This window comes from Pseudomonas sp. S3E12 (assembly GCF_001702295.1).
Taxonomy (GTDB): domain Bacteria; phylum Pseudomonadota; class Gammaproteobacteria; order Pseudomonadales; family Pseudomonadaceae; genus Aquipseudomonas; species Aquipseudomonas marginalis.
In genome coordinates, this window is the sequence record NZ_MBDT01000029.1 from 420,107 (window position 1) to 440,655 (window position 20,549).

A 20,549-nucleotide genomic window follows, 5' to 3' on the forward strand; every position below is an offset into this window, starting at 1 on the left:
GTTATCCAGACCACAACCGACAGGGAGCTTTCCATGACTCAATTGCGCCGTGTAGCGATCATTGGCGGTAACCGCATTCCTTTCGCCCGCTCCAATGGCCCTTACGCCACGGCGAGCAACCAGGCGATGCTGACCGCGGCCCTGGAGGGCCTGATCGAACGCTACAACCTGCACGGCCTGCGCATGGGCGAGGTGGCTGCCGGCGCGGTGCTCAAGCATTCCCGCGACTTCAACCTCACCCGTGAATGCGTGTTGGGTTCACGCCTGTCGCCGCAAACCCCGGCCTATGACATTCAGCAGGCGTGCGGCACGGGGCTCGAGGCGGCATTGCTGGTGGCCAACAAGATCGCCCTGGGCCAGATTGAATGCGGGATTGCCGGAGGGGTGGATACCACGTCCGATGCGCCTATCGGCGTGAATGAAGGGCTGCGCAAGATCCTGCTGCAAGCCAATCGCAGCAAGTCCATGGCGGATAAATTAAAAGTCCTGTTACAACTTCGTCCCCAGCACCTCAAGCCTGAGCTGCCGCGTAACGGCGAGCCGCGCACCGGTTTGTCCATGGGCCAGCATTGCGAATTGATGGCACAGACCTGGCAGATTCCCCGTGCCGAGCAGGATCAACTCGCCCTCGAGAGCCACCAGAAAATGGCCGCTGCCTATGCCGAAGGCTGGCATAACGATCTGCTCACGCCGTTTCTGGGCCTGACCCGCGACAACAACCTGCGCCCCGACCTGAGCCTGGAGAAACTCGCCGCGCTCAAGCCCGCGTTCGAGCGCAGCGAAAAAGGCACGCTCACGGCCGGCAATTCCACACCGCTCACCGACGGTGCATCCCTGGTGCTGTTGGGCAGCGAGGCGTGGGCCCAGGCGCGTGGTTTGCCGATCCTGGCGTACCTGCGCGATGGCGAAGCGGCGGCGGTGGATTTCGTCAACGGCGCCGAAGGCCTGCTGATGGCGCCGGTGTACGCGGTGCCCCGCTTGCTGGCGCGCAACGGCCTGACGCTGCAGGACTTTGATTACTACGAGATTCACGAAGCCTTCGCGGCCCAGGTGTTGTGCACGCTCAAGGCCTGGGAGGACACGGACTACTGTAGGACCCTTCTCGGGCTGGACGCCCCGTTAGGGGCCATCGATCGCAGCCGCCTGAACGTCAAGGGCAGTTCCCTGGCGGCCGGGCATCCGTTTGCCGCCACCGGTGGGCGCATCGTCGCCAACCTGGCCAAGTTGCTCGACGCGGCGGGCAAGGGCCGTGGGCTGATTTCGATCTGCGCTGCCGGCGGCCAGGGCGTGACGGCGATCATCGAACGGTGAATTCGTCGAAATTGGCATATTGGATGCATTCTTGAGTGGTCAGAGGTCGGTAGCCCCTCCCACCGGCGAGCCGATTGCCGTATAACGAGTGCCATACGCGTATTTGGTAATAAAGGACCCACAATAAAAGCTGATGAAGACTCCTAAACGCATTGAACCCCTGATCGAAGACGGTCTGGTCGACGAAGTGCTGCGCCCACTCATGAGTGGTAAAGAAGCAGCTGTTTATGTGGTGCGCTGCGGCAATGAATTGCGTTGCGCCAAGGTTTACAAGGAGGCGAACAAACGAAGTTTTCGTCAAGCGTCCGAATACCAGGAAGGCCGTAAGGTCCGTAACAGCCGGCAGGCCCGGGCCATGGCCAAGGGCTCGAAATTCGGCAAGAAAGAAACCGAAGATGCCTGGCAGAACGCCGAAGTGGCGGCATTGTTCCGCCTGGCCGGTGCGGGCGTTCGCGTGCCCAAGCCGTACGACTTCCTCGAAGGCGTGTTGTTGATGGAACTGGTGGCCGACGAGTACGGCGATGCCGCGCCACGCCTGAATGACGTGACGTTGGAGCCGGACCAGGCGCGTGAATACCACGCCTTCCTGATTTCCCAGATCGTGCTGATGCTGTGTACCGGCCTGGTGCACGGTGATCTGTCCGAGTTCAACGTGCTGCTCACGCCGACCGGTCCGGTCATCATCGACCTGCCCCAGGCGGTGGATGCGGCGGGCAACAACCACGCGTTCAACATGCTGGAGCGGGATGTGGGCAACATGGCTTCCTACTTCGGGCGTTTTGCCCCGGAGTTGAAGAAGACCAAGTACGCCAAGGAAATGTGGGCGCTCTACGAGGCCGGCACCTTGCACCCGGCCAGCGTCTTGACCGGCGAGTTCGACGAGCCGGAAGAGCTGGCGGACGTGGGCGGTGTGATCCGCGAGATCGAAGCGGCAAGGCTGGACGAAGAACGGCGCCAGGCCATTCGGGCGGCGGATGATGCGCCACCGAGCAAGGCGTCGGAAGAACCACCGCCGCCGCCCTGGATGCAGTGATCTTCGGGTACATGAAGATCAAAATGTGGGAGGGAGCAAGCCCCCTCCCACATTTGGTTTTGCATGTATTCAGATAGATTCCGTCACGCGCAGCAGCTTCCCGACGCCAACTCCTTGAGAATCGGACAATCCGGCCGGTGATCTCCCTGGCAGTGCTCCACCAGGTCCTGCAACGTATCGCGCAATTGCCCCAACTCCAGGATCTTCTGGTTCAACTCATCGATATGCTGGCGCGCCAGGGCTTTCACATCGGCGCTGGCCCGTTGCCGGTCCTGCCACAGGGTCAGCAGTTTGCCGACCTCTTCCAATGAAAACCCCAGGTCCCGCGAGCGTTTGATAAACGCCAGGGTGTGCAGGTCGTCGGTGCCGTAGATGCGGTAGCCGCTGTCGGTGCGATGGGCCGCCTTGAGCAGGCCGATGGATTCGTAGTAGCGAATCATCTTCGCGCTCAGCCCGCTTTGCCGGGCGGCTTGGCCGATGTTCATGGGCGTTGATCCTCCAATTCCTTGGGTTTCCAAGTTTTCAACAGCAAGGCATTGCTCACGACACTGACGCTGGACAAGGCCATGGCCGCACCTGCAAGCACCGGATTGAGCAGGCCGAATGCGGCCAGGGGAATGCCGATCAAGTTATACACAAAAGCCCAGAACAGGTTCTGGCGGATTTTGGCGTAGGTCTTGCGGCTGATCTCCAGGGCGGCCGGGACCAGGCGTGGGTCGCCGCGCATCAAGGTGATGCCGGCGGCATGCATGGCCACGTCGGTGCCGCCGCCCATGGCGATGCCGATGTCGGCGGCAGCCAGGGCCGGGGCGTCGTTGATGCCGTCGCCGACCATGGCCACCACGCCGGTTTTTTTCAGTTCGGCGACGGTGGCGGCTTTATCGGCGGGCAGGACTTCGGCGTGTACGTCATCGATGCCCAGCGCTTCGGCAACGACGCGGGCGCTGCCGCGATTGTCGCCGGTGAGCAAGTGGCTGCCGATGTGTCGGGCCTTGAGTTGTGCCACCGCTTCCAACGCACCTGGCTTGAGCGTGTCACCAAAGGCAAACAGCCCGAGCACACGGGGTTGTGCGCCTTGCTCGATCAGCCAGGACAAGGTGCGGCCCTCGGCCTCCCAGGCCGTGGCAGAGTCGGCCAGCCCACCCGCGTCCAGGCCGTTTTCTTCCAGCAGGCGCCGATTTCCCAATGCAAGTTGGCGTCCGTCGAGGGTGCCGGCAATGCCACGTCCAGTCAGGGATTGGCTGGTGCTTACGTCCGCCACCGTCAGGCCTTGCTCGTTGCACGCGTCCAGCACCGCCTTGGCCAACGGGTGTTCGCTGCCACGTTGCAGCGCACCGGCCTGTTGCAGCAATGTGGCTTCATCGCCATCTACGGCCGCCAAATGGGCAATTTTCGGGGTGCCGGAAGTTAGAGTGCCGGTTTTGTCGAACACCACGGTGCTTACTTCATGGGCACGCTCCAGCGCTTCGGCGTCCTTGATCAGGATGCCGTAGCGTGCGGCCACGCCGGTGCCGGCCATGATGGCGGTCGGTGTAGCCAGCCCGAGTGCGCACGGGCAGGCGATCACAAGCACCGCCACGGCGTTGATGATCGCGGTCTCCAGCGGCGCACCGTACAGCCACCAGCCCACCAACGTGATCAACGCCAGCACCAGCACGGTCGGCACGAATACCTGGCTGACTTTATCCACCAGCTTCTGAATCGGTGCCTTGGCGGCCTGGGCGTCTTCCACCAGGCGGATGATGCGCGCCAGTACGCTTTCGGCACCGAGCGCGGTGGTGCGCACCAGCAGGCGACCTTCACCATTGATGGCACCGCCGGTGACGGCGTCGCCGGGCTGTTTCGGCACCGGCAGGCTTTCGCCGCTGATCAGTGCCTCATCGGCATGGCTCTGGCCTTCTACCACGTCACCGTCCACCGGGAAGCGATCGCCGGGTTTGATCAGCACCAGGTCATCGAGTTTGAGCGCGCTGATGGCCACATCCTCCTCGCGGCCAGCCTGTACACGCATCGCGCGTTCAGGGCGCAGGGCTTCCAGGGCGCGGATGGCGCTGGCGGTCTGGCGTTTGGCGCGGCTCTCCAGGTATTTACCGAGCAGCACCAGGGCGATCACCACGGCCGAGGCTTCGAAGTACAGATGGGGCATGGTGCCCGCGGGCGCGGTCAGCCATTCATAGAGGCTCAGGCCGTAACCGGCGCTGGTGCCGATGGCCACCAGCAGGTCCATATTGCCGGCGCCGGCCCGCACGGCTTTCCAGGCTGCGATGTAGAAGCGTGCACCGAAGATGAATTGCACCGGGGTCGCCAGGAGGAACTGCACCCAGGCCGGCAGCATCCAGTGCAGGCCGAAGGGTTGCACCAGCATCGGCAGAACCAGGGGCAATGCCAGCACAATCGCCAGCAGCAGCGACCAGCGCTCGCGGTGCAGGCGTTGGGCCTGATCGGCCTCGGTCTTGGTTTCGCTTTGCGGCAGGCTGGCGGTGTAGCCGGCTTTGTCGACGGCGGCGATCAGCACGGCCGGGTCGATCTGGCCCAGCACTTCGACGTGGGCGCGCTCGTTGGCCAGGTTGACGCTGACGCTTTGCACCCCCGGCACTTTGCCCAGCGCGCGCTCGACACGCCCGGCGCAACTGGCGCAGGTCATGCCGCCGATGGGCAGGTCAAAGGTGGTGGATCCATTCATGGGGCAGTCCTCCAGAGAAGTTGCCCCTAGGATCAACCTTGACCTGTGGGGAAGGTCAAGCGTCTTCAGTATTCCAGTGCGGCGGGTTTGAGGTACATGCCTTCCGGGCCCTGGGCAATGCGCAACTTGCGTACGTCACCGGCCTTGAGCGTGATGTTCTGCGCCGGCGGCGCGAGCAGGCCCGGCAAGCAACCCGGTGATTGGCCCGGCAGCAGTTTCAGGCGCAGCGACACATTGCCGGCGGGCAGGTTGAACGAGGTGGACTGTTCCTGGAACAGGCGCCCGGCCAACTGGTCCTGGATGTACAGGCCGATCTCGCAATTGGTCGGTACTTCCAGGCGTTCGCGGGAAATGATCAGCACCGCATAGTCTTCTGCGGCGAGGGCCTGGGGCGCAGCGGCAGACAAGCTCATCAGGCCGACAAGGCCAAAAAACGACCAGCGCATGGCGAATGCTCCGTGGTTTGAATCGAAGATGGGTGAAGCTTGGCCGACGCCGCGGTGTAATACCAGCCCGGCCGAAAGTTTCAGAACTTGACCTTGCCATCGTGGCAAGGTCAAGACTGGGTTCAACCTCATCAAAGGAGTCATGTCATGCAAATATTCAGCGTTGAAGGAATGACCTGTGGCCATTGCGTTCGGGCGGTCACCCAGGCGGTGCAGAGCCAGGATCCGGCGGCCAGCGTGAAGGTCGACCTGGCGGCGAAAGAGGTGGGCGTCGAAAGCCGCCTGTCTGCCGAGGAAGTGATCAGCCTGATCAGCGAAGAGGGCTACAGCGCCAAGCTCGCCTGACCCATTCAAATAGTTAGCGAGCTATCGTATTCAATGCACCCAAGCGCGGCTAAACTGTCGGGCTGCCGACACACTTGGGTGCCTGATGAACCTTCGCATAATCCTGATTCTGGGCGCCTTGAGCGCCTTCGCGCCGCTGGCGATCGATTTCTACCTGCCTGGCTTTCCTGCCATGGCGACGGCCTTCGGGACCGACGAAAAACATATCCAGCTGACCCTGGCGGTGTATTTCGCCGGCCTGGCCATCGGCCAACTGATCTACGGCCCACTGGCAGACCGCTTTGGTCGACGCGGCCCGCTGCTCAGCGGCGTGACCCTGTTTACCCTGGCGTCCTTTGCCTGCGCATACGCGCCGTCCCTGGAATGGCTGATTGGCGCACGCTTCGTGCAGGCCCTCGGCGGTTGCGCGGGCATGGTGATTTCCCGCGCCGTGGTCAGTGACAAATGTGATGCGGTGGGCTCGGCCAAGGTGTATTCGCAACTGATGCTGGTGACCGGCCTGGCGCCGATCCTTGCGCCGTTGGCAGGCGGGGTGATGGTCGGGTTATGGGGCTGGCAGTCGATTTTCCTCGCACTGTCGATCTTCAGCGTGATGGCGGCGATTGCCGTGGCGGTCGGTTTGCCGGAAACCTTTCCGGCGCACCAGCCGCGTCAACCCTTGTCCGGGTCGCTGCGCCGCTATGGCGCGCTGTTGTCAGACCGGGTCTACCTCGGTTACGCCCTGACCGGAGGCATTTCGATTGCCGGGATGTTTGCCTACATCGCCGGCTCCCCGTTCGTATTTATCAAACTCTATGGCGTGCCCGCCGAGCATTACGGCTGGCTGTTCGGCTCCAACGCCGCCGGGTTCATCCTGGTTGCACAGGTTAATGCGCGGCTGCTGGCCAAGCGTGGCCCGGCGTTTCTGCTGTCGCGCACGGTGTGGGTCTATCTGCTGGCGGCGCTGTCGCTGTTGGGCATCGCGGCCTTGCGCACCGAAGCGTTATGGCCGTTGCTGGTACCGCTGTTCATCTGTATCGCCAGCCTGGGCTGCATTCTGCCCAACACCTCGGCCTGCGCCATGAGCGGGCAGGGCGCCCGGGCCGGCAGCGCGTCGGCCTTGCTCGGTTGCATTCAGTTTGGCGTGGCGGCAGGGGCGGCTTCGTTGGTGGGCGTGCTGCACGACGGCACGGCGATGCCGATGGCGATGGTCATCAGCTTGTGCGGGGTGTTGGCGGTGACGATTGCGATGTCGACCCAGCGCCTGCAACGGGCAAGGGCCACGCAGGCGCAGGGCTGAAATGCAGGTCAGCCAGCGGCGGAACGTTGCTGGCTGAGCGGGAAGCGGTGGGGAGCCTGGATACGGGCTTGCAGGGTCTCGGCAAAGGCGCGGGCCTCGGCCTCGCTGCGGAAGGTGAACGCATCGCCGTCGAGACGAACCTGCCATTTATTGCCTGGGGATTTTGCTAACGCTTTTATCAGGATTTTCATTGCTGACTTCCTCACGTAAAAGAATCGTGGCAAAGGCGGCCAATATAAACCCGAATACGCTCATAAATATGACAAAGATCAACTCTCTGACTAGCGGTGTCGTCCATCACTCACACGAATAACGGACGACACTGACAGACGTTATCTTCAGAACCCTTCCAGCACGATCTTGCCCTTGGCCTTGCCGCTTTCCAGCAGTGCATGGGCACGGCGCAGGTTCGCCGCATTGATCACACCGAAGTGCTCGCCCACCGTCGTTTTCAAGATGCCGGCGTCGATCAGTTCGGCCACGCGATTAAGCAGGTTGTGCTGCTCGATCATGTCCGGGGTCTCGAACATCGAGCGCGTGTACATGAACTCCCAATGCAGCGACAGGCTCTTGCGCTTGAGTTTGCTCACGTCCAGCGCCTTGGGGTCGTCGATCAGCGCCAGCTTGCCTTGGGGTTGCAGCGCTTCGACCAGTTGGTCCAGGTGATGCTCGGTCTGGGTCAGGCTGGCGACGTGGGTCACCTGCGGGTGGCCGGCTTGTTTCAGCGCTTCGCTCAGCGGTTGGCTGTGGTCGATCACCAGGTCGGCGCCAAGTGCCTTGGTCCATTCCTGGGTTTCCGGGCGCGACGCGGTGCCGATCACCGTCAAGGCGGTGAGCTGGCTGGCCAGTTGGGTCAGGATCGAACCCACGCCACCGGCGGCACCGACGATGAGCAGGCTCTGGCCTTCAGCCTCTTTACCTTCACGCACTTGCAGGCGTTCGAACAGCAGCTCCCAGGCAGTGATGGCGGTCAGCGGCAGCGCGGCGGCTTCGGCAAAGCCCAGGCTCTTGGGCATGTGGCCGACGATGCGTTCATCCACGGTATGCAGTTCGCTGTTAGCGCCCGGGCGGACCAGGGAACCGGCGTAGAACACGTTGTCGCCGACTTTGAACAGGCTCACTTCACTGCCGACGGCCTTGACCACACCGGCCACGTCCCAGCCCAGCACTTTGGCCGCGCCGTTCTCCGGCGCGACGTTCTGGCGCACCTTGGTGTCCACCGGGTTGACCGAGATGGCCTTGACTTCTACCAGCAGGTCGCGGGGGCCGGCGACGGGCTCCGGCAGTTGGATGTCTTGCAGGGATTTTTCATCGTTGATCGGCAGTGACGCGTAGTAGGCAATGGCTTTCATGGGGGCTCCGGAAAAAGGCGGTGATCAGGCGAGAAACTTCAGGCGCTTGAGTTCGAAGTGTTCGATGACATCAGCGGCTTTAGCGCGAAAATGTTGGATATGCGCGCTCTGGTCGTGGTCGGCCAGTGCGGCGTCATCGCTCCAGCGTTCGAGCATGTAGAAGGTCTCAGGGTGTTGCAGGTCCTGGTGCAGGTCGTATTGCTCGCAGCCGGCTTCAAGACGGGTGGGTTCCAGCAGGTCGCGCAGCAGCGGCTCCAAGGTGGCCTGTTGGCCCGGTTTGGCGATCAGCGTGGCGATGACATTAAAGGCTGTGGACATATTCAACTCCAGACACGTGATAACGGGATGGGCAGATGATTGGCCATTTCCCTGCAAGATAAAAGCGGCTAAAACAGCACTCTGTTTCAATAATATTTTGATAATAGGTGGTTGAATGCTGCGTTTTGATGATTTGCAGTTGTTTGTACGCGCCGCGGACCTGGGCAGTTTATCGGCGGCGGCGCGGGTGATGGACCTGTCGCCCGCCGTGGCCAGCGCGGCGCTCAAGCGTATCGAACAGCAGCTGGGCACGCGTTTGCTGGCGCGCTCCACCCGCAGCCTGCGCCTGACCGCCGAAGGTGAGGGTTTCCTGGAATATGCCCGAACTGCATTGAGCGCCCTGGACGAAGGACGGCGCTTATTGGCCAGTGGCCAGGACCATGTCAGTGGGGTGTTGCAACTCTCGGCCCCCTCGGATTTCGGCCGCAACCAATTACTGCCCTGGCTGGACGAATTTCAGCACGAGTACCCGCAACTCACCGTGCGCCTGCTGCTGGGCGATCGGATTGCCGACCTGTTCCGCCAGCCGGTGGACATTGCCCTGCGCTATGGCGAGCCCGAAGATTCCAGCCTGATCGCCCTGCCCGTCGCGCCGCACAACGTTCGCGTGTTGTGCGCAGCCCCCAGCTATCTCGCGCGTCATGGCGAGCCGCGACAGTTGGAGCAATTGGCCCAGCACAATTGCTTGCTTTACATGCTTGGCAGCCGAGTGCATGACCACTGGAGCTTCCACGATGGCAAACGCGAAGTCAGCCTCACGGTCAGTGGTGATCGCTTCAGCGACGATGCCGATGTGGTTCGCCGCTGGGCGGTGGCGGGCGTGGGCATTGCCTACAAATCCTGGCTGGATGTGAGCACCGATGTACTGGCCGGGCGCTTGCGCCTGGTCTTGCCTGAATTGCGTGGCGAGCGCACACCGCTCAATTTGCTGTGCGCCCATCGGGCCCAGTTGAGCAAACCCATCAACCTGCTGCGGGAAATGCTCGTGTCGCGCTGTGCGACATTGACCGCTCAATTGCCGGAGCGATTGGGTACGACCTAACAGCCTCCATCACACAAGGAAATTTCACTCAGCTCCTGTCCCTATTCACGCTGTCAGACGCCGCGGAACCGCTGGTTTACGCACCTATACTTTGGCGCCCACCACAGCAGAAAAATAATTCGACAGGGAGTGAATCGATGGAAGAAGCACCATGCATCAGTCAGATCGCCAGCTTGCTCGCCGAACCCAAACGCACCGCCATGCTCTGGTCCCTGATGGACGGCTCGGCCAAGTCGTCGGAGGAACTGGCGCTGCTTGCCGGGTTGTCACCTGCCTCGGCGAATGCCCATCTGGCACGGCTGACGGGGAGTGGCTTGCTGCGTACCGAGGGCCGGCGTGGCAAGCGGCTGTTTCGCATGGCGGCGGCCGATGTCAGCGTCGCCATCGATGCCTTGGCCAGTACAACCCTGGCCAGCGCCGCACGTAGTGCGCCGCATGCTTCACCGCCGGTGTTGGTGGCGCCGCCATTGTTGCGACATGCGCGGCTGTGCCAGGGCCACCTCGGCGGCGAAGTGGCGGCGGATCTGCATGAGCGGATGTTGGTGGCGGGGTGGATCGAGCGTCATGAACAACGCATTGAGGTGACGATCAAGGGCGCGCAGCACCTGGCGGGCCTGGGTATTTACACCCAGGCGCTGGCGTCGCCACTGGTGTGCGACTGCTTCGATTGGAGCCAGCGGCGACCGCACCTGGGCGGCGCGCTGGGTGCGGGGCTGTTGCAGTTGTTCCTGCAATCGAACTGGATCAGCCTGGTCAACGAGTCCCAGGCGGTGCAGCTCAACGACAACGGGCTGGCAGAAATCACCCGATTGGCCATGTCCGAACAACCTTAGCCTTGAGGGTTTGCCATCCTCGCCCTGGCCCTTTTTGATTCCATGGGCCGGGCGATGATGACTTTCCGTCCAGTCAGGGTTTTACCAGGCGCGCATCCAGGCTGTTCTGCGCCAGGCGTTTGGCCTGGTCCTGGGTCATGCCCAGCGAGGTGTACAACGCGTGGAAGTTCTCGGTGACATAGCCGCCGAAGTACGCCGGGTCATCCGAGTTCACCGTGACCTTCACGCCACGCTCGAGCATGTCGAGGATGTTGTGCTGGGCCATATCGTCGAACACACAGAGCTTGGTGTTGGACAGCGGGCAGACGGTCAACGGGATCTGCTCGTCGATGATGCGCTGCATCAGGCGCTCGTCTTCGATGGCGCGTACGCCATGGTCGATACGCTGGATTTTCAGCAGGTCGATCGCTTCCCAGATGTACTCGGGCGGGCCTTCTTCACCGGCGTGGGCGACTGTGAGGAAGCCTTCGTGGCGGGCGCGGTCGAACACACGCTGGAACTTGCTCGGCGGATGACCCATTTCCGAACTGTCCAGGCCCACGGCCACAAACGCATCGCGGAACGGCAGCGCCTGGTCGAGGGTTTTCTCGGCTTCTGCTTCGCTCAGGTGGCGCAGGAAACTGAGGATCAAACCGCTGGTGATGCCCAGTTGCTGTTCGCCGTCTTTGAGCGCCGCGGCGATGCCGTTGAGCACCACTTCGAACGGCACGCCACGGTCGGTGTGGGTTTGCGGGTCGAAGAAGGGCTCGGTGTGGATCACGTTCTGGGCTTTGCAGCGCAGCAGGTAAGCCCAGGTCAAGTCGTAGAAATCCTGGGAGGTGCGCAGCACGTCGGCGCCCTTGTAATACAGGTCGAGAAACTCTTGCAGGTTGTTGAAGGCATAGGCCTTGCGCAGGGTTTCCACGTCGTTCCACGGCAGCGCGATCTTGTTGCGCTCGGCCAGGGCGAACAGCAGCTCAGGCTCCAGCGAGCCCTCCAGGTGCAGGTGCAATTCAGCCTTGGGCAGGGCGTTGAGCCAATCGTACATTTTCTAAATTCTCATCAGGTGCAATGGCGGCATTCTACAGGCCATGGCTGAAATAATCGGCAAAACCTGACCAGCAGGAGAGTATTCGATTTGTTCACGCAAGGGCTGTGTGAACTAAGGTGTAACGAAACGTTAGCGGCTTGGCGCAGTCTGTACCCCATCAATGACGATTTGCCGCACTAAAAGGCCCGGAATGCTCACATCCCTCAAGCAAGAAAAATTCATGCTGCTGGCGCTGATTGCCGCCATCGCCGCCTACCCGCTGGAGCACTGGATGCTGCACAGCGGGCAAATGGTGGCACTGTTGGCCGGCGTGGTGTTGATCGGTTTTATCGTCGTGGCGTCGATGCGCGTGGCCCACCACGCCGAGCAACTGGCGGAAAAAGTCGGCGATCCCTACGGCACCATGATCCTGACCCTCGCCGCAGTGCTGGTGGAGGTGGTGATCCTGGCGATCATGATGAGCAATGAGCCGTCACCCACTCTGGTGCGCGACACCATCTATTCGGCGGTGATGCTCGATATCAACGGCATCCTCGGTTTGGCAGCGTTGATGGGCGGCATCAAGCATGGCGAACAGTCCTACAATGATGATTCGGCGCGGACCTACAGCGTAATGATCCTGACCGCCATGGGCGTGTCGATGGTGGTGCCGGAATTTATCCCCGAAGCCGACTGGAAAATTTACTCGGCCTTCACCATCGGCGCGATGGTGGTGCTCTACACCTTGTTCCTGCGCATGCAGGTAGGGCCTCACAGTTATTTCTTCAGCTACAGCTACCCGGAAAAGCGCCGCAAGAAGCTGCCGGAGGAACAAGCGTCGCCGCCGGTGAACCTGGCGTTCTCCATCGCTACCCTGGTGTTTGGCGTGATTGTGATTGGCGCGCTGGCCGAGGTGATGTCCAAGACCCTCGACCTGGGCCTGGAAGGCACGGGCGCACCGCCGGTGATCACGGCGATTGTGGTGGCGGCTATTTCGGCGGCACCGGAGATTCTGACGGCCTTGCGGGCCGCATTGGCCAACCGCATGCAGTCGGTGGTGAACATCGCCCTGGGCGCGTCGTTGTCGACGGTGATCCTGACGGTGCCGGTGATGGAAGCCATGGCGCTCTATACCGGCCAGCCGTTCCAGATGGCGATGACGCCGGTGCAAACGGTGATGGTGTTTATCACGCTGATCGTTAGTGCGATCAACCTCAACGATGGCGAAACCAATGCCATCGAAGGGATGACCCATTTTGTGTTGTTTGCGACCTTTATCATGTTGTCGCTGTTGGGCCTGTAGGAGCGAGCTTGCTCGCGAAGAACCTGAGAGCGCCGCGTTAAACCAGAAAACCCGCGTTATCGTTGACGTTTTTCACGGGCAAGAACTATGCGTCCCCCTCGCTCCTACAGGGGATGGATCAGGTTACGCGCCGCCTGGCTGTGATCGGCGATCAAGCCTTTCAGGTCCAGGCCTTCCACCTGCCCGTCGATAACCCGCCATTGACCGCCGATCATCACCCGGTCCGCCCGATCCGCGCCGCACAGCAGCAGTGCGGAGATCGGATCGTGGCTGCCGGAAAAACGCAGCTCATCCAGTTTGAACAGCGCCAGGTCAGCCTGTTTGCCTACGGCCAGTTCACCGATATCCGTACGCCCGAGTAGCTGCGCCGACCCCTTGGTCGCCCAACCCAGCACGCCTTCGGGGGTGATCTTTTCGGCGCCGTAACGCAGGCGCTGGATGTACAGGGCCTGGCGGGTTTCGAGGATCATGTTCGACGCATCGTTGGAGGCAGAGCCGTCCACACCCAGGCCGATGGGCGCGCCGGCAGCGATCAGGTCCAGGGTCGGGCAGATGCCGGAGGCCAGGCGCATATTTGAGCTTGGGCAATGGCAGATGCCCGTACCGGCGGCGCCAAGGCGGGCAATTTCATCCGGGTTGAAGTGAATGCCATGGGCCAGCCAGGTACGCGGGCCGAGCCAGCCGACGCTGTCCAGGTAATCCACCGTGCGCAGGCCGAAGCGCTGCCGGCAGAAATCTTCTTCGTCGAGGGTTTCGGCCAGGTGGGTGTGCAGGCGCACATCCAGGCTGTTGGCCAGTTCGGCGCTGGCTTGCATGATTTGCGGGGTGACGGAAAACGGTGAGCAGGGCGCCAGGGCAATCTGGATGTACGCGCCGTCGCCGCGTTGATGGTATTCGCGGATCAGGCGCTGGCTGTCGTCGAGGATGACCTGGCCCTGTTGCACGGTCTGTTGCGGTGGCAGGCCGCCGTCGGCTTCGCCCAGGCTCATGGAGCCGCGGGTGAGCATGGCGCGCATACCCAGTTCGCGCACGCTGTCGACTTGTACATCGATGGCGTTTTCCAGGCCGTCGGGGAACAGATAGTGATGGTCTGCCGCCGTGGTGCAGCCCGAGAGCAGCAACTCCGCGAGTGCCACCTTCGACGCCAGGGCGAGTTTTTCCGGAGTCAGTCGCGCCCAGACCGGGTACAGGGTTTTCAACCAGGGAAACAAGGGCTGATTGACCACCGGCGCCCAGGCGCGGGTCAGGGTCTGATAGAAGTGATGGTGGGTGTTGATCAGCCCGGGCAGGACAACATGCTCACGCGCATCGAACACTTGGGCGCAGGGCTGTGCGGGTTCCTGACCCTGTGCCAGCACTTCGGCGATCACTCCGTCTTGCAGCACCAGGCCGCCACGGGCGTCGAGGCTGTTGGCGGTGAAAATCGCGAGGGGGTTTTTTAACCAGATACGGGTCGCAGGCATTGGCCGGCTCCTCTGAATGATGGGTTCAGGTTTGCCAGCTCAGTGATGCCCTGTCTGCTGATCCAGGGTCGCCGGTGAGGGCGAGGTGGGCAGTCTACGCGTGGATCGTTATCGACGGCAATCGCTCGATAACGACCCTGTGCGGCTTACCAGGCGATGGTGTCGCCTTTGTAGTCCACGAAGTGATGGCCGCCCTTGCCGGTGTAGGCGTTCACCTGGTCCACCAGGCCGCGCACGCTGGTGTCGACATCGATGTGCGCGTTTTCGCCACCCATGTCGGTCTTCACCCAGCCCGGGTGCAGCGACAGCACGGTAAGTTTGTGATCGCCCAGTTGGGTAATGAAGCTGTTGGTCATGGAGTTGAGTGCGGCCTTGCTGGCCTTGTACAGCGCCAGGTCCGAGCCATCGGGGATGGTCACGCTGCCCAGTACTGAACTCATGAACGCCAGCACGCCGCTGTCCTTGCGGATCTGCCCGACGAAGCGCTGGGCCAGGTTGATCGGCGCCACGGCGTTGGTGAAGAACAGCTGGCCGACTTCCGCCAGGGTGGCATGGCCAGGTTCTTGATTGGCGGGGCCCTTGACGCCTGCGTTGACGAACAACAGGTCGAAGGTGCGGTCCTTGAGGCGCTGGTTCAGGGCGATCACGGCTTGCTGATCGTCCATGTCGAGTTTCTCGATCTGCACCGGGCCCACGGCTTTCAGGGCATCGGCCTTGTTCGGGTCACGCACGGTGGCGGTCACGTCCCAGCCGTCCTGGAGCAATTGCTTGACCAGGCCGAGGCCCAGGCCGCGTGAGGCGCCGATGATCAGTGCGGTTTTTGGCGTAGACATGAAGGCTTCCTTTAAAAGTCGCGGTTCAGGGTGTTCAGCGAACAACATTAGCAGTTTCAGCGTTGCAGCAGGATGCGCCCACGGCTCAGGTCGGCGAGCTGGGTTTGCAGGGTGTCGATGTGGGCATCGCCCAGGGCCAGTTGTAACTCCACGCCATTGGCGGTGAAGGTTTCTTCCAGCACCAGCCCGCCCAACTCGGCGACGCGCAATTTGACCAGGTTCAGCTCGGAGAATCCGCAGGCGCAACTCAGCGGCACGCGGCTGATCAGTTCGATGCGCTCGGCATTTTGCAGGCACTTGTTCGCACCGCCGCCATAGGCGCGGGCCAGGCCGCCGGTACCGAGTTGAATGCCGCCATACCAGCGAATCACCAGCACCGCGACCTGATCGAAACCTTGGGCCTCGATGGCCGCCAGGATGGGCCGTCCTGCGGTGCCGCCGGGTTCGCCGTCGTCACTGCTGCGGTATTGATCGGCCAGCTTCCAGGCCCAGCAGTTGTGCGTGGCGTTAAGGTCGCTGTGCTGCTCGAAAAATGCCTGGGCTTCTTGCGGGCTGGTGATCGGTGCGGCCAGGGTAATGAAGCGGCTTTTGCGAATTTCTTCGCGGAACTCGCAAAGGCCGGTAAGCGTGAAAGACATAAGTGGCTTCGTCTAGAGGGCCGGCTTGATGCCGCAGCCCTTGAGAATGATGTGGATCAGGTTGGTGCCGGCGTCTTCCATATCCTGCTTGGTCAGCTTGGTGCGACCGGTGACGCGGCAGATCTGGGTGGCGAAGTCGGCATAGTGCTGAGTGCTGCCCCACAACAGGAAGATCAGGTGCACGGGGTCGATGGGGTCCATCTTGCCCGCGTCGATCCAGGCCTGGAACACCGCCGCCCGACCACTGAACCAGGCGCGGTAATCCTGGCTGAAATATTCGGTCAGGCATTCGCCGCCGCTGATGATCTCCATGGCGAAGATTCGCGAGGCCTGGGGCTGGCGCCGCGAAAACTCCATCTTGGTGCGGATGTAGCGGGAGAGGGCCACGGCCGGGTCGTCCTCGGCGGTCAGCGTGTTGAAGGTGCTGTCCCACAGTTCGAGGATATTGCTGAGCACCGCGATATACAGGCCCAGCTTGTTGGTGAAGTAGTAGTGCAAGTTGGCCTTGGGCAGCCCGGCACTGGCAGCAATGGTGTTCATGCTGGTGCCCTTGTAGCCATGGCGCGCGAACTCGTCTTCAGCAGCCTGGAGAATCGCTTGTTCGTTCTTTTGCCGAATGCGGCTGGCGGGCTTACCGGCGTGGTTGCTGTGGGCAGGAACTTCGAGGCTCATGGAGGTTTCCGTGCTGATCGATAGAGACGACGTGTGCACAGATAACCCACCCTCAAGCCCCAGACAAGTCCCGATGCAATAAAACCGTCAAAGCGGTTCCAGGGTGTCGCTTTCCGGCGCCTGGTTTGCGGCAGGAGCGAGCACCTTGGATTCCGGCAGCAACAGGCACAACACGATGGCGGTCAGGCCGCCGCTGGTGATGGCTGAGTCGAACAGGTTCTGCACCAGGGTCGGCATCAGGTGCAGCAGGTTCGGTTGGGCGGCGATGCCCAGGCCGACGCCGAACGAGGTGGCGATGATCAGCATGCTGCGACGGTCCAGTGGTGCCTGGGCGAGGATGCGTACGCCGGCGGCGGCCACACTGCCGAACATCACCAGGGTTGCGCCGCCCAATACGGGCTTGGGGATTTGTTGCAGCACGGCACCGATCAGCGGGAACAAACCCAGGCAGAACAGCACCACGCCGATGTACAGGCCGACGTAACGGCTGGCCACGCCGGTCAGTTGGATCACGCCGTTGTTCTGGGCAAAGGTGGTGTTGGGGAAAGCGCTGAACGTGGCGGCGATCATGCAACTGACGCCATCGCCGAGGACGCCGCCTTTGAGCCGGCTTATATAAGACGGGCCGCTGATGGGCTGACGCGCGATCATGCAGTTGGCGGTGAGGTCGCCGACAGTTTCGATGCTGCTGATCAGATAAATCAGCGCGATCGGCAGGAAGGCGCTCCAGTCGAAGTTGAAGCCGAATCGAAACGGGATCGGCAGGCTGACCAAAGGCAAGTCGCCCAGGGCCTGGGGCACCAGTTTGCCGCTGAACCAGGCGGCGAGGCTGCCGAGGGCCAGGCCGATGATGATCGCCGAGAGGCGCACCCAGGGTGTGTTGGAGCGATTGAGCAAGATGATGGTCAGCACCACGAACAGGCCCAACGCAAGGTTGGCCGGTGCGCCGAAGTCCGGTGCGTTGAAACCGCCGCCCAGATCGGTGATGCCGACCTTGATCAGGCTGATGCCGATCAGGGTAATGACAATCCCGGTCACCAGCGGGGTGATCACTCGGCGCAGCTGACCAATAAAGCGGCTGAGAATGATCTGCACGGCAGCGCCGAAAAAGCACACGCCGAAGATCATTGCCATGATGTCTTCCGGGCTGCCGCCGCGTTGCTTGACCAGAAACCCGGCCGACAGCACCGCGCCGAGAAACGCAAAGCTGGTGCCTTGCAGGCAGATCATCCCGGCGCCGATCCCAAATGGCCTACGGGCCTGAATGAATGTGCCGACACCGGACACCATCAACGCCATGCTGATCAGGTAGGGCAAGTGTGCGGTCAGGCCCAAGGTGGAGCCGATGATCAGCGGTGGCGTGATGATGCCGACAAAGGCGGCCAGCACATGTTGCAGTGCGGCCAGCAATGCAGGAGCGGGTTTGGGGCGGTCATTAAGGCCGTAGATCAGGTCGCTGGGGCTGGAGGATTCTGGTGGCATGGCAAGCAAACTCGAGGCGGACGGTTCTAGGTCCCTGTGTCCCTGCAAAAAGCTGTCCAGGTGCTCAGCTTTTTCGTAAGCCCCGCGTTAGCGCGTTGCCGCCAGGCTTTCCAGGAAGCTTTCCAGCACCAAATGAGGGCGACGGCCTTTGCGCGTGACCGATGCCAGGCTTAAATCGTAAAAGCGCGTAGCCGGTTTCAGCGCGCGCAGTCGGCCTTGTTGCACCCATAGGCTGGCGTAGTGGTCGGGCAAGTAACCGATGTAGCGACCGGTGAGAATCAGGAATGCCATGCCTTCGCGGTCCGAGGCACTGGCGGTGCAGTTGAGCGCCTGATAGTGGGCCTGGATCTCGGCGGGCAGGCGGAAAGTGGGGGCGATGGCGTCCTGGGCGTCGATGCGCTCGTCGCCCAGTTGCTTGTCGTCGGCATAAAACAGGGGGTGGCCAACCGCGCAGTAAAGCAGCGAGCGTTCGCTGTACAGCGCCTGGTATTCCAGACCGGACAGGGCGCTGGCCTGGGGCACCACACCGACATGCAGGCGGCCGTCGAGTACGCCTTGTTCGACTTCGTTGGGGGCGATCATGCGGATCTGGATCTGTACGTCCGGTCCACGCTCCTTCAGCTGTGCCAGGGCGTGGGTGATGCGCATGTGGGGCAGCGTGACCAGGTTGTCGGTGAGGCCAATGATCAACTCGCCGCGCAAGTGCTGGTGCAGGCCGTTGACCTCGGTGCGGAAACTTTCCAGGGCGCTTAATAGTTGCAGGGCCGATTGGTAGACCTCGCGGCCTTCTTCGGTCAGCGAGAAACCGGCACGGCCACGTTGGCAAAGCCTTAATCCGAGCCGCTGCTCAAGATCGCTCATTTGCTGGCTGATGGCGGAACGGCCGATGCCGAGCACGGTTTCCGCCGCCGAGAAGCCGCCGCACTCCACGACGCTGCGAAAGATGCGCAGCAGGCGAATATCGAAGTCGCTGACTTGGGCCAGGGGATCGGGTCGACGGCTGCTCATAGTTTAGTGAAGGCCTGACTGAAGGTTAGAAGAGTTGGATTTCACCGACTTTATCCCCATGGCAATTTAGCTGCAACAACGCTTTTTCAATCCCGACGCTGCCTGTTGCCCTGCGAGGTTTTGCTGATGAACATGCCCGAAAACGCCCCATCGTCCCTGGCCAGCCAACTGAAGTTGGACGCTCACTGGATGCCCTACACCGCCAACCGTAACTTTCAGCGTGACCCGCGTCTGATCGTGGCCGCCGAAGGCAGCTGGTTGACCGATGACAAGGGGCGCAAGGTCTACGACTCGTTGTCGGGCCTGTGGACCTGTGGCGCCGGGCATACGCGCAAGGAAATCCAGGAGGCGGTCGCCAAGCAACTGGGCACGCTGGATTACTCTCCAGGCTTCCAGTACGGCCATCCACTGTCCTTCCAGCTGGCGGAAAAGATCACCGATCTGACCCCCGGCAACCTGAATCACGTGTTCTTCACCGACTCCGGTTCCGAGTGCGCCGATACCGCGGTGAAGATGGTGCGTGCCTACTGGCGCCTGAAGGGCCAGGCCACCAAGACCAAGATGATCGGCCGCGCCCGTGGTTATCACGGTGTGAACATCGCCGGTACCAGCCTGGGCGGCGTCAACGGCAACCGCAAGATGTTTGGTCAGGCGATGATGGATGTTGATCATCTTCCGCATACCCTGCTGGCGAGCAATGCGTTCTCCCGGGGCATGCCGGAGCAGGGCGGTATCGCCTTGGCCGATGAGTTGCTCAAACTGATCGAACTGCACGACGCGTCGAACATCGCCGCGGTGTTTGTCGAGCCAATGGCCGGCTCCGCTGGCGTGCTGGTGCCGCCACAGGGTTACCTCAAGCGCCTGCGTGAGATCTGCGACCAGCACAACATTCTGTTGGTATTCGACGAAGTGATCACGGGCTTTGGTCGTACCGGTTCGATGTTTGGCGCTGACAGCTTTGGCGTGACCCCGGACCTGATGTGCATCGCCAAGCAAGTCACCAACGGCGCGATCCCCATGGGCGCGGTGATTGCCAGCAGCGAGATCTATCAGACGTTCATGAACCAGGCGACGCCTGAGTACGCAGTGGAATTCCCCCACGGCTACACCTACTCGGCGCACCCGGTTGCCTGCGCGGCCGGCCTGGCCGCATTGGACCTGCTGCAGAAGGAAAACCTGGTGCAGAGCGTGGCCGAAGTCGCCCCGCACTTTGAGAATGCGCTGCACGGCCTGAAGGGCAGCAAGAACGTGATCGACATCCGTAACTACGGCTTGGCCGGTGCGATTCAGATTGCGCCGCGTGACGGTGATGCCATCGTGCGTCCATTCGAGGCCGGCATGGCTCTGTGGAAAGCGGGATTCTATGTGCGCTTTGGCGGTGACACGCTGCAGTTCGGGCCAACCTTCAACAGCAAGCCGCAGGACCTGGATCGTCTGTTCGATGCGGTCGGCGAAGTGCTGAACAAGATCGACTGATTTCTCCTTCTATATAGAACAAC

The 20,549-nt window shown here is 61.9% G+C and carries 21 protein-coding genes; 8 read left to right on the forward strand and 13 right to left on the reverse strand.

The features are described 5' to 3' along the window. The first annotated feature begins 33 nt into the window (after window positions 1–33). Both BB029_RS23445 and BB029_RS23450 read left to right on the forward strand, forming a co-directional pair. Window positions 34–1,311 (forward strand): acetyl-CoA C-acetyltransferase, encoded by a 1,278-nt coding sequence (locus tag BB029_RS23445; protein ID WP_065940966.1) that lies wholly within the window; start codon window positions 34–36, stop codon window positions 1,309–1,311. A gap of 133 nt (window positions 1,312–1,444) precedes the next feature. After that, window positions 1,445–2,344: a PA4780 family RIO1-like protein kinase gene (locus BB029_RS23450; RefSeq protein WP_027607961.1), complete on the forward strand. Its 900-nt coding sequence runs from the start codon at window positions 1,445–1,447 to the stop codon at window positions 2,342–2,344. A gap of 83 nt (window positions 2,345–2,427) precedes the next feature. Here the strand turns inward: BB029_RS23450 and cueR are convergent, their stop codons facing one another. The 3 genes from cueR to BB029_RS23465 all read right to left on the reverse strand — a co-directional run bounded on the left by cueR (window position 2,428) and on the right by BB029_RS23465 (window position 5,473). Continuing rightward, window positions 2,428–2,829 (reverse strand): Cu(I)-responsive transcriptional regulator, encoded by a 402-nt coding sequence (cueR, locus tag BB029_RS23455; protein ID WP_065925533.1) that lies wholly within the window; start codon window positions 2,827–2,829, stop codon window positions 2,428–2,430. Next, window positions 2,826–5,027 (reverse strand): cation-translocating P-type ATPase, encoded by a 2,202-nt coding sequence (locus BB029_RS23460; protein ID WP_065940967.1) that lies wholly within the window; start codon window positions 5,025–5,027, stop codon window positions 2,826–2,828. Before BB029_RS23460 ends, cueR begins: the two co-directional genes overlap by 4 nt. A gap of 65 nt (window positions 5,028–5,092) precedes the next feature. Next, complete coding sequence (locus tag BB029_RS23465) at window positions 5,093–5,473, reverse strand: hypothetical protein (RefSeq protein ID WP_027607958.1); 381 nt, start codon at window positions 5,471–5,473, stop codon at window positions 5,093–5,095. Window positions 5,474–5,620: 147 nt separating this feature from the next. Here BB029_RS23465 and BB029_RS23470 point away from each other — a divergent pair, with 147 nt between their 5' ends. Beyond that, window positions 5,621–5,818, forward strand: a complete 198-nt coding sequence (locus BB029_RS23470) for a heavy-metal-associated domain-containing protein (protein WP_027607957.1) — start codon at window positions 5,621–5,623, stop codon at window positions 5,816–5,818. Between the two features lie 85 nt (window positions 5,819–5,903). Beyond that, complete coding sequence (locus tag BB029_RS23475; protein ID WP_027607956.1) at window positions 5,904–7,097, forward strand: multidrug effflux MFS transporter; 1,194 nt, start codon at window positions 5,904–5,906, stop codon at window positions 7,095–7,097. 8 nt (window positions 7,098–7,105) lie between these two features. Here the strand turns inward: BB029_RS23475 and BB029_RS23480 are convergent, their stop codons facing one another. The 3 genes from BB029_RS23480 to BB029_RS23490 all read right to left on the reverse strand — a co-directional run bounded on the left by BB029_RS23480 (window position 7,106) and on the right by BB029_RS23490 (window position 8,767). Beyond that, on the reverse strand, window positions 7,106–7,288 hold the full coding sequence (locus tag BB029_RS23480; RefSeq protein ID WP_065940968.1) for a hypothetical protein: 183 nt from the start codon (window positions 7,286–7,288) through the stop codon (window positions 7,106–7,108). Window positions 7,289–7,435: 147 nt separating this feature from the next. Beyond that, entirely contained in the window at window positions 7,436–8,449 is a 1,014-nt protein-coding gene (locus BB029_RS23485; RefSeq protein ID WP_065940969.1) for a zinc-binding alcohol dehydrogenase family protein, read from the reverse strand. A 24-nt stretch (window positions 8,450–8,473) separates the two neighbouring features. Next, window positions 8,474–8,767, reverse strand: a complete 294-nt coding sequence (locus BB029_RS23490) for a putative quinol monooxygenase (protein WP_065925529.1) — start codon at window positions 8,765–8,767, stop codon at window positions 8,474–8,476. A gap of 115 nt (window positions 8,768–8,882) precedes the next feature. Between BB029_RS23490 and BB029_RS23495 the strand changes: the two genes are divergently transcribed. After that, window positions 8,883–9,809, forward strand: a complete 927-nt coding sequence (locus BB029_RS23495) for a LysR family transcriptional regulator (protein WP_065940970.1) — start codon at window positions 8,883–8,885, stop codon at window positions 9,807–9,809. 137 nt (window positions 9,810–9,946) lie between these two features. Continuing rightward, window positions 9,947–10,642 (forward strand): helix-turn-helix transcriptional regulator, encoded by a 696-nt coding sequence (locus BB029_RS23500; protein WP_065940971.1) that lies wholly within the window; start codon window positions 9,947–9,949, stop codon window positions 10,640–10,642. Window positions 10,643–10,715: 73 nt separating this feature from the next. Here the strand turns inward: BB029_RS23500 and BB029_RS23505 are convergent, their stop codons facing one another. Beyond that, on the reverse strand, window positions 10,716–11,669 hold the full coding sequence (locus BB029_RS23505) for an adenosine deaminase (RefSeq protein WP_043051475.1): 954 nt from the start codon (window positions 11,667–11,669) through the stop codon (window positions 10,716–10,718). Window positions 11,670–11,862: 193 nt separating this feature from the next. Here BB029_RS23505 and BB029_RS23510 point away from each other — a divergent pair, with 193 nt between their 5' ends. Continuing rightward, complete coding sequence (locus BB029_RS23510) at window positions 11,863–12,954, forward strand: calcium:proton antiporter (protein ID WP_065940972.1); 1,092 nt, start codon at window positions 11,863–11,865, stop codon at window positions 12,952–12,954. A gap of 104 nt (window positions 12,955–13,058) precedes the next feature. On the opposite strand, the gene BB029_RS23515 is transcribed toward BB029_RS23510, so the two are convergent. The 6 genes from BB029_RS23515 to BB029_RS23540 form a co-directional block, all read right to left on the reverse strand. After that, on the reverse strand, window positions 13,059–14,417 hold the full coding sequence (locus BB029_RS23515; RefSeq protein WP_065940973.1) for an 8-oxoguanine deaminase: 1,359 nt from the start codon (window positions 14,415–14,417) through the stop codon (window positions 13,059–13,061). A 146-nt stretch (window positions 14,418–14,563) separates the two neighbouring features. Continuing rightward, on the reverse strand, window positions 14,564–15,250 hold the full coding sequence (locus BB029_RS23520; RefSeq protein WP_065940974.1) for an SDR family oxidoreductase: 687 nt from the start codon (window positions 15,248–15,250) through the stop codon (window positions 14,564–14,566). A 56-nt stretch (window positions 15,251–15,306) separates the two neighbouring features. Next, complete coding sequence (locus tag BB029_RS23525) at window positions 15,307–15,888, reverse strand: YigZ family protein (RefSeq protein WP_065940975.1); 582 nt, start codon at window positions 15,886–15,888, stop codon at window positions 15,307–15,309. A gap of 12 nt (window positions 15,889–15,900) precedes the next feature. Next, the gene (locus BB029_RS23530; protein ID WP_027607945.1) at window positions 15,901–16,560 is read right to left on the reverse strand and encodes a TetR/AcrR family transcriptional regulator; all 660 of its coding nucleotides are present in this window, start codon (window positions 16,558–16,560) and stop codon (window positions 15,901–15,903) included. A gap of 87 nt (window positions 16,561–16,647) precedes the next feature. Next, window positions 16,648–18,042 carry a uracil-xanthine permease family protein gene (locus BB029_RS23535; protein ID WP_065940976.1) on the reverse strand — a complete coding sequence of 465 codons (1,395 nt, stop codon included), beginning with the start codon at window positions 18,040–18,042 and terminating at the stop codon, window positions 16,648–16,650. Between the two features lie 87 nt (window positions 18,043–18,129). Further along, window positions 18,130–19,050 (reverse strand): LysR family transcriptional regulator, encoded by a 921-nt coding sequence (locus BB029_RS23540; protein WP_027607943.1) that lies wholly within the window; start codon window positions 19,048–19,050, stop codon window positions 18,130–18,132. Between the two features lie 126 nt (window positions 19,051–19,176). Between BB029_RS23540 and BB029_RS23545 the strand changes: the two genes are divergently transcribed. After that, window positions 19,177–20,526, forward strand: coding sequence for an aspartate aminotransferase family protein (locus BB029_RS23545; protein ID WP_027607942.1), 1,350 nt, complete (start codon window positions 19,177–19,179; stop codon window positions 20,524–20,526). Window positions 20,527–20,549: the final 23 nt, after the last annotated feature.